This is a genomic window from Streptomyces sp. NPDC057939, assembly GCF_042887545.1.
In the GTDB taxonomy this organism is placed as follows: Bacteria; Actinomycetota; Actinomycetes; order Streptomycetales; family Streptomycetaceae; genus Streptomyces.
Genome location: NZ_JBHVPG010000030.1, coordinates 43,343 through 58,748, shown reverse-complemented (window position 1 = coordinate 58,748; position 15,406 = coordinate 43,343). Strand labels below are relative to the sequence as shown.

General features: G+C 74.2%; 14 protein-coding genes and 1 riboswitch. Of the genes, 9 read left to right on the top strand and 5 right to left on the bottom strand.

Annotated elements, in window-relative coordinates; genetic code table 11:
• Positions 1-88: 88 nt before the first annotated feature.
• Positions 89-706, bottom strand: a complete 618-nt coding sequence (locus ACFVS6_RS27705) for a TOPRIM nucleotidyl transferase/hydrolase domain-containing protein (protein WP_389707938.1) — start codon at positions 704-706, stop codon at positions 89-91.
• 273 nt (positions 707-979) lie between these two features.
• On the opposite strand from ACFVS6_RS27705, the gene ACFVS6_RS27700 reads away from it, so the two are divergent.
• The 5 genes from ACFVS6_RS27700 (at position 980) to ACFVS6_RS27680 (ending at position 5,441) form a co-directional block, all read left to right on the top strand.
• Positions 980-2,044, top strand: a complete 1,065-nt coding sequence (locus ACFVS6_RS27700; RefSeq protein WP_389707936.1) for a hypothetical protein — start codon at positions 980-982, stop codon at positions 2,042-2,044.
• Positions 2,041-2,607, top strand: a complete 567-nt coding sequence (locus tag ACFVS6_RS27695) for a toxin-antitoxin system, toxin component (RefSeq protein ID WP_389707935.1) — start codon at positions 2,041-2,043, stop codon at positions 2,605-2,607. The genes ACFVS6_RS27700 and ACFVS6_RS27695 overlap by 4 nt, the downstream gene beginning before the upstream one ends.
• A 94-nt stretch (positions 2,608-2,701) precedes the next feature.
• The gene (locus tag ACFVS6_RS27690) at positions 2,702-4,243 is read left to right on the top strand and encodes an NAD(P)/FAD-dependent oxidoreductase (protein WP_389707933.1); all 1,542 of its coding nucleotides are present in this window, start codon (positions 2,702-2,704) and stop codon (positions 4,241-4,243) included.
• A complete protein-coding gene (locus ACFVS6_RS27685; RefSeq protein ID WP_389707931.1) occupies positions 4,240-4,587 on the top strand; it encodes a hypothetical protein in 348 nt (115 codons plus the stop codon). Before ACFVS6_RS27690 ends, ACFVS6_RS27685 begins: the two co-directional genes overlap by 4 nt.
• Complete coding sequence (locus tag ACFVS6_RS27680; protein WP_389707930.1) at positions 4,560-5,441, top strand: DUF6545 domain-containing protein; 882 nt, start codon at positions 4,560-4,562, stop codon at positions 5,439-5,441. Before ACFVS6_RS27685 ends, ACFVS6_RS27680 begins: the two co-directional genes overlap by 28 nt.
• A 262-nt stretch (positions 5,442-5,703) precedes the next feature.
• Here the strand turns inward: ACFVS6_RS27680 and ACFVS6_RS27675 are convergent, their stop codons facing one another.
• Positions 5,704-6,573, bottom strand: coding sequence for a bifunctional 5,10-methylenetetrahydrofolate dehydrogenase/5,10-methenyltetrahydrofolate cyclohydrolase (locus ACFVS6_RS27675; RefSeq protein ID WP_389707928.1), 870 nt, complete (start codon positions 6,571-6,573; stop codon positions 5,704-5,706).
• A gap of 27 nt (positions 6,574-6,600) precedes the next feature.
• Positions 6,601-6,693, bottom strand: a riboswitch (ZMP/ZTP riboswitch).
• A 57-nt stretch (positions 6,694-6,750) separates the two neighbouring features.
• Here ACFVS6_RS27675 and ACFVS6_RS27670 point away from each other — a divergent pair.
• Complete coding sequence (locus ACFVS6_RS27670) at positions 6,751-7,512, top strand: methyltransferase domain-containing protein (RefSeq protein ID WP_389707926.1); 762 nt, start codon at positions 6,751-6,753, stop codon at positions 7,510-7,512.
• A 237-nt stretch (positions 7,513-7,749) separates the two neighbouring features.
• Positions 7,750-9,324 (top strand): RNA polymerase sigma factor, encoded by a 1,575-nt coding sequence (locus tag ACFVS6_RS27665; protein WP_389707924.1) that lies wholly within the window; start codon positions 7,750-7,752, stop codon positions 9,322-9,324.
• Positions 9,325-9,406: 82 nt separating this feature from the next.
• Here the strand turns inward: ACFVS6_RS27665 and ACFVS6_RS27660 are convergent, their stop codons facing one another.
• From ACFVS6_RS27660 to ACFVS6_RS27650, 3 genes are all read right to left on the bottom strand, one after another.
• The gene (locus ACFVS6_RS27660; protein ID WP_389707922.1) at positions 9,407-10,852 is read right to left on the bottom strand and encodes an amino acid permease; all 1,446 of its coding nucleotides are present in this window, start codon (positions 10,850-10,852) and stop codon (positions 9,407-9,409) included.
• Between the two features lie 75 nt (positions 10,853-10,927).
• Entirely contained in the window at positions 10,928-12,997 is a 2,070-nt protein-coding gene (locus ACFVS6_RS27655; RefSeq protein ID WP_389707988.1) for a phage holin family protein, read from the bottom strand.
• A 307-nt stretch (positions 12,998-13,304) separates the two neighbouring features.
• A complete protein-coding gene (locus tag ACFVS6_RS27650) occupies positions 13,305-13,709 on the bottom strand; it encodes a hypothetical protein (RefSeq protein WP_389707920.1) in 405 nt (134 codons plus the stop codon).
• Positions 13,710-13,861: 152 nt separating this feature from the next.
• Here ACFVS6_RS27650 and ACFVS6_RS27645 point away from each other — a divergent pair, with 152 nt between their 5' ends.
• On the top strand, positions 13,862-14,638 hold the full coding sequence (locus tag ACFVS6_RS27645; RefSeq protein WP_389707918.1) for an MBL fold metallo-hydrolase: 777 nt from the start codon (positions 13,862-13,864) through the stop codon (positions 14,636-14,638).
• On the top strand, positions 14,638-15,261 hold the full coding sequence (locus tag ACFVS6_RS27640; RefSeq protein WP_389707986.1) for a DedA family protein: 624 nt from the start codon (positions 14,638-14,640) through the stop codon (positions 15,259-15,261). Before ACFVS6_RS27645 ends, ACFVS6_RS27640 begins: the two co-directional genes overlap by 1 nt.
• The last annotated feature ends 145 nt before the right edge of the window (positions 15,262-15,406 follow it).

Genomic DNA, 15,406 nt, shown 5'->3' with positions numbered 1-15,406 from the left:
TGGAGCTGCCGCCATCGACGTGGTGCCCGGGCCCGGACTCACGCACCTCCTGCGGGCCGCCCGCCGGACGGGCCGCGGGGCCGGCCGGTCACAGGCTCCTGAGCAGGTCGGCCAGCGGGGTCGGGACCTGCCCCGGTGCGAGGGACTCCACCAGGAGGCGGCCGTAGCGGATCTTGCGGCCCTTCCTCGTCCCGAGGAAGCGACGCAGCAGCCGCTGCCGGGGTCGGCCCTGGTGGGCGGGCTGGTGCAGCAGGGTCTGCCAGGCGCGCAGGTCTCCCTCCGCCTCGATGATCTCCTCCACGCGCGCCGTGCCGAGCGTGCGGATGAGTTCGTCCTCCAGGTCCGCGGCGCACACGAAGAAGGCCGCGCCCGGCGCCCCGGCCCGTTCCAGGCCGCGCTCGTAGAAGCCCCGCTCGTTCTCGTCGCACAGTCCGGTCAGGCGCAGGCCCAGTCCGGGCGGCCCGAGCAGGCCGGCGTACCGGGCGACGTTCATCGCCCCGCCCATCGACACGACGGACACCCCTTCGGCCGCGAGGTCACGGTCGTGCCGTTCGGCCAGGGCCTCGACGGCTTCGAGGTCGCTCGGGCCCTCCAGCAGCACCGCCGTCCGCAGCCCGAGCCGCGCGGCCAGGTCGCCGGCCGGGCCGCCGGTCCCGCCGGCCGCCCAGTTGTTCACGGCGTCCCGGAACGCCCACATGTCCACCATGCGGCGAGTCTGCCCTGCCACCGGCGGCACGGCACGGCATTATCCGGCGGCCCCTCCGCACACCGTCCGCCCGCCGCGGCTCTCCGGCCGGGTCGGGGCGGGACCGCCGGAGCGGGACCGCCGGGGCGAGCCGACCGGGGCCGGGCGGTCCAACCTTTCTTGAGACCGACCGCAGGGAATGTTGGGGTTGTGCTGGTTCGGGGAAGTGCCGAGGACTAGGCTTCACGCAGCGCGTTCCCTCGAACGTCCTGTCGACTTACGGAGAGCTTCCCGGTGCGATCCGCCGCCCGACCCGACCTCATCGCGGCCTGGGACCGCGTCGCGCAGTTGGCCGGGCAGTGCGGGCGGGATCCCGCCGAAGTCCTGTCCCTGGAACGGTTAGGCCACCTGTCAGGGGTCGAACCGGCCTTGATTCCGCAGGTGTTGGACGGAACCGCGATCGAAGTCCCGCTGGAGCGGCGGGTGCACGGGCGGTTCCTGCGCCTGCGTGCGACCCGCCGCGACAAGCACGGCCGGGAGTGGTCCCTCGCCGCCATCGCCGAGGACTTCGACGCGCCCGGCGCCTCCCTCGGCCCCCTCAACGCGGGCACCGGACTGCCCCGGCTCGGCCACGCGGCCGGTGTGCAGCGCTTCTTCGGGGTGTACGCGGGTTTCCTGCTGGCCGACAGCAAGAGCGCGGTGGAGCGGGCCCTGGCGACGGCGGGCCCGGACGGCCCCGCCGCGGACGACCTCGACCACCTCTCGTACCTCAGCGGCCTCACCCCGCAGGCCATCCGCCTCACCCTCGACGGGCATCCCCCGAGGCTCCCGCTGCGCGAACAAGTACGGCTGCGTTTCGAGCACCTGCGCCGGACCCGGCCGCGCGCCGACGGCCAACCGCACTCCCTGACCGCCATCGCGGGGTCCTTCGACGCCTCCGGACAGTCCCTGACCCGGCTGGCCCACGGGGAGGGGCTGCCCAACCTCGCAGCGGCCGCCGGCATCCAGCGTTTCTACGGCGTCGAGGGCGGCTTCCTGTTGGCCGACGACGCCGAGGCACTGGCCGGCGTACTGGGCTGCGTGGAGGGCGAGTTGCGGTCCCTGCGGGCGGACGGGACGGACGGGGAGAACCCGATGCTCGCGGTGCTGCGCGCCCATGACGTACGGAGCATCGTCACGCGCGCCGGACGGCTCTCCCCCGCGGGCTGGAAGTCCCTCGCCGACTACCTGGACGAGCTCCTCGCGCGCGAGGGCATGCCGGCTCCCCGCGAGCCCGGACCCGGCGCCACCGGTCCGGGCGCCACCGGTCCGGGCTCCGGCGCCGGGCCGACCGTTCCCGGCGGGGGCAGGGCCTCATGAGGACCACCCGGACCATGCGGAGCCTGGGCGCCGCCCTGTTGGCCGACGTGCGTCCGACGGCTCCTTGCGACTCCGCCCGGATCATCGGCGCGCTCTGCTCCGCGTTCGCCCGCCGACGCGGCGGCCGGCCGCTGGACTTCCGCCTGGTTCCGTTTCCGCCCGACACCGCCGGCGGTCTGTGGCTGGAGCCGGACGACCGCGACCTGCTCGTCATCGAGGCGCGTACCCGCCCCGAGCACCAACTGGTCATCGCCTGCCACGAGCTGTGGCACGTGCAAGAGGGCACCTGCGACGCGCACGGTCCCGGCATGGCGGTCGCCGCCCGGCTGACGGGCGGCCCCCACGGCGGCCTCGCGGAACTGCTGCGTCCGGACGCCCCGCTGGACCGGGTGGTCCGGCAGGCCGCCGCCCGCGCCGACCGGGAGGATCCCGCGGAGATCCGGGCCGAGACCTTCGGCCTGTACCTCGGCATGCTCCTCAAGGCCTTCCTTCCACCTCCCGGACAGGAGCACTTCCCGGAGGAGATCGAGCGCATCAGCACCTCGCTCGGATGGGGCCGTTGACCGCACCGCACGCCACCGCCGTCCGTCCCGGCCGCCCCCCTTTCCTCACTTACGCCGCCTGGCCCTCGTACGGCCCGACAGAGAGCACCACACGATGAACCGGTCCACCCCGCCCCGCCACGCCGTCGTCATCGGCGGCAGCCTGGCCGGCCTGCTCGCGGCCGCCGTGCTCGCCGAGCACGCGACGGTCACGATCATCGACGCCGACGCGCTGCCCGCCGGTCCGCGGCCCCGGCGCGGTCTCCCGCAGGCCCGGCACGTCCACGTCCTGTGGTCGGGCGGGGCCCGCGCGATCGAGGAGATCCTGCCGGGCATCGGCGAGGCGTGGACGGCGGCCGGGGCGATCCGCCGCAGCCTGCCCACGGACCTGGTCACCATGACCGCGCGGGGCTGGATCCCCCGGTGCGGCGAGAAGCAGTTCAGCGTCTCCTGCAGTCGGGACCTGCTCGATTCCGTGGTCCGTGCCCGCGTCACCGCGCTCCCCGGGGTCACCACCCTCCAACGGAGCCGCGTACGGGGCCTGGAGGGGACGGCCGCCCGGATCACCGGCGTCCGCGTCGACACCCCCGACGGGGTCGGACGGCTGGTGGAGGCCGATCTCGTCGTCGACGCGGGCGGCCGAGGCTCCCGGGCCCCGAGCTGGCTGGCGGCCCTCGGGGTGGACGGGGTCCGGCGGTCCGAGGTCGATTCCGGGCTGGTCTACGCGACCCGGCTCTTCAAGGCGCCCGAGGGGGCGCACGAGTTGGGGTTCCCGATCGTCAACGTGCAGTCCGACCCGCGGGTTCCCGTACCCGGGCGGACCGCGACGATCGTCCCGATCGAGAACGGGCTGTGGCAGGCCACCCTGTCCGGCACGCGGGGCGGCCGGCCCACCGACGACCCGGAGGCGTTCATCCCGTTCGCCAAGGCCGTCCGGCATCCCGTCGTCGGGGAACTCCTGGAGGGCCGCGAGCCGCTGAGCGACGTCGCCGTCACGCAGGGCACGGCGAACCGAAGGATCCACTACGAGAGGGCCGTCCTGCCCGAGGGGTTCTTCGCCGTCGGGGACTCGGTCGCCACCTTCAACCCGCTCTACGGGCAGGGCATGACGGTAGCCGCCCGCGGACTGCTCGGCGTCCGCGCCCTGCTCCGCGCCGGCGGCCTCGACCGGCCCGGCTTCGGCAACGCCGCCCAGCGCGCGCTCGCGCCGCCGGTCGCCACCGCGTGGGAACTGGCCACCTCGCAGGACATCCGGTACCCCGGGGCGATCGGCATGAGGCCCCGGCCCGGCGCGGGCCTCCTCGACGCGTACGTCGGCCGGCTCCTGACCGGGGCCACCACCCAGGAGCCGCTCACGGCGGCGTTCCTGGACGTCGTCACCATGTCCGGCCCGCCCACCCGCTGGCTTCGCCCCGGGATCGTCTGGCGGGTGCTGAGGGCCTCCCGGAGGGGCGCCCTCACGGCGCCGCCGCTGACCGCCGCCGAACGCGGCGTCGCGGGGCTCGACGCCGCGGACGGTACGGGTACCACCGGCGGACCCGCCACGGCCGACCGGCGCGCGCCCGGCACGGACCGGGGCGAGCCCGACCCTCACGAACCCGCCGCCGACCCGGGCGAGCCCACCGCGGACCAGGGCCCGACCGGCCGGGCCCTGTGAGGGAGGACCTCGCGCTGTACCCGGCGGGGTCGGTCATGGTCCTGGCCCTGCTGATCAAGGCCCCCGCGCTGCGCCGGAACTGGGACCAGCCGCTGATGCGGGCCGTCTGCGCGCTGCTGGTGGTCGGCTGCCTGCTCGCCTTCCTGGCGGCGCCGCCGTCGCCGGCCGCCGTCAACGAGATCACCGGCGTCGTGAACTGCGCCGCCCCGCTCGTGTACGGCGTGCTCACCGCGTTCTCGGGGGCCTCGGTCGTCCTGATCCTGCACTGGGCCGGGGGCCCGGCGGACGGGGTACGGCGGGCCACCCGGCTGACGGTGTGGGCGTTCGGCGCCGTGACGTCCTGATCGTCGCCCTGTTCGCGATCGGGGACGCGCCGGTGGAACGGCTGCGGGACCTCGACACGTACTACGCGAACACCCCCTGGCTCCGCGAGATGATCGTCTGCTACCTGCCGGCGCACACCGTGGGCAGCACGGCGCTGAGCGTGCTCTGCCTCAAGTGGACGCTGCGGGTCGACCCCGCGCTGCGGTCACTGCGGTGGGGGCTGGCGCTGCTGATGCTCGGCGGGCTGATGGACCTCGGGTACCTCGTCGCGAAGTGGGCCGCGGTGGGCGCGCGCCGGTCCGGGCGCGACTGGGACTTCCTGTCCACGTACGTGGCCCCGCCGATGGCCTCGGCGGCGGCGCTGCTGGTGGGCTCGGGGTTCATCGTGCCGATGCTCGGCGGGTCGGCGCTCTGGCGGGACTTCAGCCAGTACCGGCGGCTGCGCCCGCTGTGGAAGGCCCTGCGCGGGTTCGCCTCCCGGAGCGTGACGACGGTGCCGTTGACCTGGTGGTCGCCGGTCGGGATCCGGCTGATCCACCGCGAATCGGTCATCGACGACGGGCTGCCGGCCCTGGCGCACTGGTTCGACCCCGCCGTGCGGTCCGCCGCGTACGACGCCGCGCGCGGCCAGGGCCTCGGCGAACCGGCTGCCGCCGTGGTGGCGGACGCCGCCATGCCGGACGCCGCCTGCCGGCACCGGACGGCCGCCGAGCGTGTGTGCGAGGACGGGGCCACCCCGGCCGTCCCCGGGCCGGACGGGCCGGTTCCGTACCGGCTCGGCGGGCAGCCGCTGGGGCCGCCGGCCCGGGAGTTCCGGCGCTCCCCCGTCGTCGCCGCGGCCCGCCGCGCGGCCGCCGCGACCACTCCGGCCTGATCGGAACGCGCCGCAAGCCGCGAGCGCCGGTCGCCACGCGCCGCCTGCGGGACGGGACGGGGACGGTACGGGCGCGCGGGCCACGGACAGGCTCCGCACGGCGGGCAGGGTACGGCCCCCACCCGCCCCGGCGGCGGCGCCGGACACGCGGGACGCCCCGGACCGAAGGGCCCGGGGCGTCCACCGTGCGTCATCCACCGTGCGCCGTCGCGTCCGGTCCGGTGCCGTGCCGTCCGGTCCGGTGCCGCGCGGTGCCGTGCGGTCAGAGGGTCGCGAGGTCCAGGCCGGCCTGCGCGGCGGCGGCCCGCACGGTCTGTTCCAGCAGGACGGCGATGGTCATCGGGCCGACGCCGCCGGGCACGGGGGTGATCAGGGAGGCGCGGGCGGCGGCCGACTCGAAGTGGACGTCGCCGACGTTGCCCTCGTTGTAGCCGGCGTCCAGGACGACGGCACCCGGCTTGATGTCCTCGCCGCGGATGAACTCGGCCTTGCCGACGGCGGCGACCAGGACGTCCGCCTGGCGCACGATCGACGGCAGGTCGACGGTGCGGGAGTGACAGTAGGTGACGGTGGCGTTGCGCTCCAGCAGGAGCATCCCGGCGGGCTTGCCGAGGATGGCGCTGCGACCGACGACGACGGCGTGCTTGCCGGTGAGGTCCACGTCGTAGGCCTCCAGCAGGCGCATGATGCCGCCGGGCGTGCAGGACACGAAGCCGGGCAGGCCGAAGCCCATGGCCGCGAAGGAGTGCATGGTGACGCCGTCGACGTCCTTGCCCGGGGCGATGGCCTCGAAGGCGGCGCGCTCGTCGATGTGGTGCGGGACGGGGTGCTGCAACAGGATGCCGCTGATCAGCGGGTCCTCGGAGAGCTCGGTGAGCGTGGCGATCAGTTCGTCGGTCGTGGTGGTCGCCGGCAGTTCCACGTGGCGGGAGGTGATCCCGGCCTTGGCGCAACGGTTCTGCTTCATGCGCACGTACGTGACGGAGGCCGGGTCCTCGCCGACGAGGACGGTGGCCAGGCAGGGGGCGGTGCCGGTGCGCTCGGTGATCTTCGCCGCGTCGGCGGCGGTCTGCTCCGAAATGCGGCGGGCGACGGCGGTGCCGTCCATCAGCCGGGCAGTGGCGGTCGTCATGGGGTCTCCTGAACGTCGCTGCGGATCGCGGTTCGCCCAGGCGCGCGGCAGTCGACGTACGCGGTACGCCGGGCCGCTCCCCGGTGGTGATCCACCCGAACGCCAGTCACGGCCCGCCGCCCACTGTAGTCGACTTATCCACTGGTTCCTCGGCGCCGGAGCTGGGACGATCGAGACATGACGCGCACTTTCGACCATCTCGTCGCCGAGGCCGAATCCGTGTCCGTGGACGGCTGGGACTTCTCCTGGCTCGACGGGCGGGCGACCGAACAGCGACCCTCGTGGGGCTACCAGCGGCTCCTCGGGGAGCGCCTGGCCGGGGTGCGCTCCGCCCTGGACATCCAGACCGGGGGCGGTGAGGTGCTCGCCGGATCGGGCCCGCTGCCGCCGCTGATGGCGGCCACCGAATCGTGGCCGCCGAACATCGACAAGGCGACCCGCCTGCTGCACCCGCTGGGCGCCGTGGTGGTCGCCGACGCCGACGAACCCCCGCTGCCGTTCGGCGACGGGGCCTTCGAGCTGGTCACCAGTCGACACCCGGTGACCATCTGGTGGGACGAGATCGCCCGGGTGCTGACCCCGGGCGGCGCCTACCTCTCCCAGCAGGTCGGTCCGGCGAGCGTCTTCGAGCTCGTCGAGTACTTCCTGGGTCCTCAGCCGGATCACGTCCGGCGCGGCAGGCACCCCGACGACGCCGTCGCCGACGCGACGAAGGCGGGCCTGGAAGTGATCGACCTGCGTTCCGAACGACTGCGGACGGAGTTCCATGACATCGGAGCCGTGATCTACTTTCTACGGAAGGTGATCTGGATGGTGCCCGGCTTCACGGTCGGGCAGTACCGGGACCGGCTGCGCGAGCTCCACGAACGGATCGGGCGCGAGGGCCCGTTCGTCGCGCATACCGCCCGTTTCCTCATCGAAGCCCGCAAAACGGACTGAGAGGAGGGCCTACGGAAAGGCGTTCGCGGAGCGGACGGATCTTCGCCGGATCGGTTGCGCGGCCACAGCGTGGCGCAGGTCACTCAATTCAGCGCGTAACGAATCGACTCGGGCATGCGATGAACCGACAGGTGTCCTCGCGCGGCCCCGGAATACAGACCCCCCTCGGGTCTGTTTCCCGAGTTCGCGCGATGATGTCCCGCTCACCCCTTATCTGTTCGCAACGAGAGGCTCCTTGTGTCGCTCAGCCCGTCCCGTACGTTCCCTCCGGAGATCGCCGAATCGGAGGCCCTCGTCACGCTCGTCGAGCGCGGCCGCGAGCAGGGTCACATCAACGGTGACGACGTGCGCCAGGCCTTCGAGGCCGGCCGCATCCCGGTGGACCAGTGGAAGCGGGTCCTGCGCAGCCTGAACCAGGTCCTGGACGAGGAGGGCGTCGCCCTCCACGTCAGCGCCGCCCCCGCCACCAAGGCTCCCGCGAAGAAGCCCCGCAAGGCGGCCGCGGCCCCGGCCCGCACCGTGACCAAGAAGGCGGCCGCCGCGCCGCGCCCCATCGGCGCGCGCAAGACCGCCGCTCCGGCCACCGCGGCGGCGATATCCGCTTCGTCGACCGGCGCCGAGGGCGAGGTGGCGGCCGAGGCCGCCGCCGAGCCCAAGAAGCGCACGGTCAAGAAGACCGCCGCCAAGAAGGCGACGGCGACCAAGAAGACCGCCGCGACCAAGAAGGGCGCGAAGGACTCCGACGAGGGCGAGACCCCGGCCGCCGAGGGCGAGGACTGGGCAGCCGAGGACCTCGCCGACGAGCCCGAGGAGGAGGCGCCCAAGACCGGCGGCACCCAGGGCTTCGTCCTGTCCGACGACGACGAGGACGACGCCCCGGCACAGACGGTCATGGTGGCCGGTGCCACCGCCGACCCCGTCAAGGACTACCTGAAGCTGATCGGCAAGGTGCCGCTCCTCAACGCGGAGCAGGAGGTCGAGCTCGCCAAGCGCATCGAGGCGGGCCTGTTCTCCGAGTACAAGCTCGAAGAGGAGGAGGACCACAAGCCCGCGTTCAAGCGCGAGCTGGAGATCCTCGTCGAGGACGGCCGCCGGGCCAAGAACCACCTGCTGGAGGCCAACCTCCGTCTCGTGGTCTCCCTGGCCAAGCGCTACACGGGCCGCGGCATGCTCTTCCTGGACCTGATCCAGGAGGGCAACGTCGGTCTGATCCGCGCGGTGGAGAAGTTCGACTACACCAAGGGCTTCAAGTTCTCCACGTACGCGACCTGGTGGATCCGGCAGGCGATCACGCGTGCCATGGCCGACCAGTCGCGCACCATCCGCATCCCCGTCCACATGGTCGAGATCATCAACAAGCTCGCCCGCGTGCAGCGCCAGATGCTCCAGGACCTCGGCCGGGAGCCCACTCCGGAGGAGCTGGGCAAGGAACTCGACATGACCCCCGAGAAGGTCATCGAGGTCCAGAAGTACGGCCGCGAGCCGATCTCCCTGCACACCCCGCTGGGTGAGGAGGGCGACAGCGAGTTCGGTGACCTCATCGAGGACTCCGAGGCGGTCGTGCCGGCCGACGCGGTGTCGTTCACGTTCCTCCAGGAGCAGCTCCAGTCGATCCTGGGGACGCTCTCCGAGCGCGAGGCGGGCGTGGTCTCCATGCGCTACGGCCTCAACGACGGCCAGCCGAAGACGCTGGACGAGATCGGCCGCGTGTACGGGGTCACCCGTGAGCGCATCCGTCAGATCGAGTCCAAGACCATGTCGAAGCTGCGCCACCCGTCGCGTTCGCAGGTGCTGCGCGACTACCTCGACTAAACCGTCGGGAGTCACCCCGCGGTTCCGGGACGAGCGTGCTCGCTTCCGGAACCGCGGGGTTTTCCGTTTTCCCGTCCGGTTCCTACGGGGTGGGGTCGGTGGCCCGCCGGCGCGCGGCCATCAGGGCGTGCACGAGCACGCCCGCGAAGAGGAACAGGACGCCCTGGTGGACGGCCGCCTGACCGGAGCCCGCGACCAGCCACATGGAGAAGCCGAAGGCCAGGCAGGCCATGGTGGCGTCGCGGACCAGGCGGCCGCGCGAGACCTCGTCGGCGCGCCCCGAGGCGAGGAAGTACAGCTGCGCGGCGGTCGACAGCAGGTACGGAACGGTCGCGGTGAAGGTCGTGACGAGGACCAGGACCTCGAAGACGCCCTCGGAGCCGGCCGTGTAGTTGTAGACCGTGAGGCCGGAGGCCAGGACCACGGTGACGAGGACGCCCACCACGGGGACGCCGCGGCGCTTGACCGCGAAGGCCTTCGGGAAGAGCCCGTCCTCGGCGGCCGCGTACGGGGTCTGCGCGCTGAGCAGGGTCCATCCGTTGAGCGCGCCGACCATCGACACCACCGCGGCGCAGGCGACGACCGTGCCGCCCCAGGTGCCGCCGAACATGGCGTTGACCGCGTCGCTGAAGGGGGCCTGCGAGGAGACCAGCGCGTCGTGGGAGACCAGTCCGAACACCGCGAGGGTGCCGAGGAGGTAGACGGTGGCCGCGCCCGCGGTGCCGAGAACGGTGGCGCGGGCCACGTTGCGGGCCGGATCGCGGACCTCGCCGGCGCTGACGGCGGCCGACTCGACGCCCAGGTAGCTGAAGAGCAGGATCGCGGCGGACGCGGAGACGGCTCCGACGGCGCTCTGGTCGGTGGCACGGAACGGACCGAGGTTCGCCGGGTCGAAGAAGAACAGCCCTCCGACGGCGACCAGCAGCAGCGGAGCCAGCTTCAGGACGGTCGCCACGACCTGGACGGCGCCCACGTACCGGGTGCCCGCCAGGTTGGCGAGGGCGGGCAGCCACTGGACGGCGAGCGCCGCCAGGCACATGGACCACTTGTGTTCCCCGATCGCGGGGAACAGCACCGCGAGGTAGCCGACGGCCGCCACGGCGAGGGCGGCGTTCGAGACCCAGGTGGTGATCCAGTAGCTGTAGGCGGCGAGGAAGCCCGCGAAGTCACCGAACGCGGCGCGGACGTAGACGTACGGGCCTCCGGTGCGCGGGTGGCGTTCGGCGAGGCGGCCGAAGACCAGGGCGAGGGCGATCGCACCGAGGGTGAGGACGGCGAAGGCGACCAGGCTGATGGTGCCGAAGGGCGCCACCGAGGCCGGTAGCAGGAAGATCCCGCCGCCGATGATGTTGCCCATGACCAGGCAGAGGGCGACCGGGAGGCCGAAGCGCCGGGCGTGGGGGCCGCCGTTGCGGCCGATGCCGTCGTGGCTGCCGGCGTCGTGGCCGTGAACGCGGGGGTCGGTGGGGTCCGCGACCTCCGCGGGGCCCGTGGCCCCGGTGGTGGTCGGGGCTGCGGTGCTGGTCATCGGTGGTGCGCCTCGGAATGTCTCACATGCTGGGCAGGACGCCCCATGGTCGACCACCGTGAACTCCGTACCAAATCACCGGGTTTCGTCCGGTGCGGGCACCCCCGCGGAAGGAAGGCTTCCACCCGGGTCGGGCTCCTGCCGGGGATCCTCCGCCGACCGGTCCGTGAGCGGGACCTGGGGGCCGTCCGCCTCCCGCAGCCAGCCACGCAGGACGTCGTGCACGTCCTCGGCGCCCACCAGCTCCCGGCCCGGATCGGACAGCTCCGTGGGCCACATCAGGAACGGGCGGGCCTGCTCCCCGCCCAGGCCGCCGTGCGAGCCGATCTGTTCCTCGAAGGCGTGCACGGAGCCGCTCACCGGGTCGTACGCCGAGTTGACCATGATGTCGGCCACGTGCGGGAAGGAGTCCGTCCGGCGGACCGCCTCGGCCGCGCCCGGTCCGAACGGCGCCAGCAGTTCCTCCGCCGCGCCCGGTGCGTCCAGCCGTGCCGAGGCGCCGCCCGGGCCCAGCACCTCGCCGTCCACCAGCAGGAAGCCGACCCCGGGGTGGTTGGCCAGGGTGGCCAGCAGGGCGGGGTGGGCCCGCTCGATCCACCGGCGCGTGGCCCGCCCGGGCAGGTCCGGGAAGGAGATCAACGCGAGGTTCCCCGACGCCAGCACCACCGGGTCGGAACCCGACTCCGGCCGACCCTCCTCACCCTCGTCCTCGGGTCGGTGCAGGGCCGCCAGGACGGCCGCGCGGGCCTCGGCGCCGCTGCGGGTGCCGCCGGCGCGCCGGGAGACGGGCAGCCCGCAGCCCGCCCGGACGAGGTCCTTCAGCGTCAGTCCGTACCGGCCCAGGAAGGTCTCCCCGGGGCTCTGGCCGTGGTCGGAGAGCAGGACGAAGCGGTAGCCGCGCGGGGCGTGCTCGGCCGCCCGGGCGATCAGCGCGAGGCTCCGGTCCAGCCGTGCCAGCACCCGGTCGGTGTCGCCTCCGTGCGGGCCCGAGTGGTGGGCGACCTCGTCGTAGGCGACCAGGTCGGCGTAGACGGCGGTGCGGCCCGCCAGCACGTCCCCGATCACCGCGGCGACGACCACGTCCCGTTCGATCACCGTCGCGAAGGCCCGGATGATCGGGTACAGCCCGCCGCGCGCCACCCGCGGCTCGGTCCTGCGGGCGCGGGACCGCAGCGACTGGCCGATCTCGCGGCCCACCTCGGCGGTGAAGGACAGGGCGGTGCGCACGGCGTTCGCCGGGTCGGAGAAGTACGCGAAGTAGCCCGCGCGGGAGCGGTTGTCGCGCCCCCGCCGGGCGGCGACGGACAGCACGAGCGCCAGCTGGTCGGCCCCGCCGCTGAACAGGTTGCCCCGACTGGCGCCGTCGAGGGTGAGCAGGCCGGCGTCCCCGGTGCGGCGCACGGCCCGGCGCTGGAGCTCGGCGGCGCTCGTGGGCCGGTTGCAGACCATCACCTCGCCGGTGTCCTTCTCGTACCAGCGGAAGGCCGGTACGTCGAAGTTGGAGCCGTGCAGGATGCCGAGTTGGCTGGCGCCGGTCTGGCTGGACCAGTCCGTGCGCCAGGACGCGAGACGGTGGCTGCGCCCGAGCCAGTCCGCCACCGTCGGCATCAACCCGGCGGCGACCGCCGCGCGCAGCACCTCGTACCCGACGCCGTCCAGCTGGAGGAGGATCAGCCCGGGTGCGGCCTCCGCCTCGCCCGGGGCGCCCTCGCGGCGCCGGCGACGGCGCCTGCGGTCGGCGAGGCGGTACAGCCGGCGCCGGTACGCCTCGTCGTCGCGGACCGCGAGGGCGGTGGAGGTGGCGGACGCCACCGCGGACATCACCGCGGCGACCACGACGGCCGTCTCGGGGGCCACCGCGCCGCGGCCGTCCGGGATCAGGCTGAGCGCGATCAGCAGGATCGAGCCGTTGAGGAAGAACACGAGCAGCCCGAGCACCAGCGCGGGCACCAGCAGCAGGGCCCGTACCACCACCGGCCACACCAGCGCGCTCAACAGGCCGAAGGCGCCGGCGCCCCAGGCCGCGGTCAGCCCGATCCGGGTGATGCTGTCGCCGTCGGAGGACTGGAGGCGGAAGTCGGGCAGGATCCCGGCGAGGACGAGCATGGTGAGCGTGGACACCGCCCACACGATCACCACCCGCATCAGCGCACCGCCCGCGGCCCGCCAGCGCCAACGCCCTCGCCCCACGCCCGTTCTCCGTCTTCCGTCCCGGGCCGCGCCCCGCCGGCGGCCCTCCCGGCCAGCGTCGCACAGGGTGGTGGGGCGGTGCGGCGGACACGGGTGGCGCACGAACGTACGGCGGGTGCCGGGCCCGGAGGTCGGCCTGACCGATCGGCCGGGGAGCGGCGGGCGGGGAGCGACGGGCGGGGAGCGACGGGCGGGGGCGACGGGCGGGGAGCGACGGGCGGGGGCGACGGGCGGGGGCGACGGAGTGCGGGGCGGGGCGGGCCTACGTGCCGTCGTAGCCGGCGGTCGGCATGGAGAGCCGGCGGTGCACCTCGGCCTTCATCGCCGAGGTGTACCGCGGTTCGTCGAGCCCGGCGGTCTCCAGCCGGACGCCGCGCCGTTCGCACTCCGCGGCGAACTCGTCGACCGAGCTCAGGGCCCGGGCCAGGACCCGCCTGTTGGGGGCGACGAACAGGTCGATCTGGCCGGCGTCGACGTCGCACCACAGCCCGCAGTGGTCGGCCCGCAGCCCGTAGAAGAGCAGGTGCCGGGTGACCACGTAGCCGTGGTCGGCAGCCCAGCGCGCGCACATGTCGTGCTGGCTCCGGGTGTCCACGGCGAAGGGATCGGTGTCGAGTTCCTCAAGCGGGGCCAGGCTGGCGATCGCGGCCACGCGCAGCTCATCCATGGCGCCCGACCCTACTCCGATCCGGGCCCGTGGAGGAGGGGACCGCGAGGATCCGATCGGGGACGGCCCCGTCCGCGCGGATCCCCCCGGGCGCCCCTAAGCTCGGGAGGAGCGGGGGCCGAGGGCGTGGGACCGAGGGAGGGAGGACCGGGGTGCCGGTCGAGATCACCTGGTGGGGGCACGCGACGTGCACGGTGCGGGACTCGGGGGTGCGGCTGCTGACCGACCCGCTGTTCGCCCGTCGGCTCGCGCACCTGCGGCGGCGGCGCGGCGCGCCGCCCCCGCCCGAGGCGGCCCGGGCGGACGTGGTGCTGGTGTCGCACCTGCACGCCGACCACCTGCACCTGCCGTCCCTGGCCCGCGTGCCGCGCGGTACCAGGCTGGTGGTGCCGCGGGGTGCGCGCGGGGCGGTGCCGGGTCTGGAGCGGCTCGCGGAGCTGCGTGACCTGGTGGTGGCGGAGGTGGCCCCGGGCGACGAGGTCGCCGTACGGGACGGTGTGCGGGTACGGGTGGTCAGTGCGCGGCACGACGGGCGGCGGTTGCCGTTCGGTCCGCAGCGGTCGCCGGCGCTCGGGTACGTGGTCGAGGGCGCGTCGAGGACGTACTTCGCCGGGGACACGGGCCTGTTCGACACGATGGCCGAGGAGGTCGGGCCGGTGGACGTGGCCCTGCTGCCCGTGGGCGGCTGGGGGCCCTACCTGGGGCCGGGGCACCTGGACGCGGAGCGGGCGGCGCGGGCGTTGGCGGAGCTGGCTCCCGCCGCGGCGGTGCCGGTGCACTACGGGACGTACTGGCCGATCGGCATGGACGCGGTGCGTCCGCACGAGTTCCACGCGCCCGGCGAGGAGTTCGCGCGGCACGCGCTGCGGCTCGCGCCGAAGGTGACGGTTCGGGTGCCGGCCCACGGGGAGCGGGTGCGGCTTCCGTGATCCCGTGGCGGGAGGCGGCGGCGGCCGCCGGTCAGGTACCGCCGGAGACCACCCAGCAGGCGGTCGGGTACCCGGCGTTGTTCGTGCTGGTGGCGCTGGGCGCGCTGGTGCCGGTGATCCCCACGGGGGCGCTCGTGAGCACCGCGGCCGTGGTGGCGTTCCACCACCAGACCTTGCCGTTCGGGCTGTTGCTGGTGTTCGGGGTGTCCGCGGCGGCGGCGTTCCTCGGCGACGTCACGCTGTACTGGCTGGGGCGGCGCGGGGTGCGTTCGCGCGGTGGCTCGCGGTGGCTGGAGTCGCTGCGCGGCCGGGCCACGCCGGAACGGCTGGAACGGGCGCAGGCGAAGCTCGACGAGAACGGCGTGATGGTGCTGGTGCTGTCGCGGCTGGTCCCGGCGGGTCGGATCCCGGTGATGCTGGCCTGCCTGCTGGCCGGGATGCCGCTGCGGCGCTTCGCCCGGGGCGACGCCCCGGCCTGCCTGGCCTGGGCGGCGACGTACGGGTTGATCGGGATCCTGGGCGGGTCGCTGTTCTCCGAGCCGTGGAAGGGCGTGGCGCTGGCCGTCGGCCTCACGCTGCTGATCAGCGCGGGCCCGGCCGTGTGGCGGCGGGCACGGCGGTAGGCGGCGACTGCGACTGCGACTGCTCGACGGGGTCGGGGGTCACGGGCCGGGGGTCCGGTGGGCCCAGGGGCGGACGGCTTCGAGCTGGGCCGCGACCTGGAGGACGGTCGTCTCCTGGTGTTCCCTGCCGACCAGTTGGACGGCG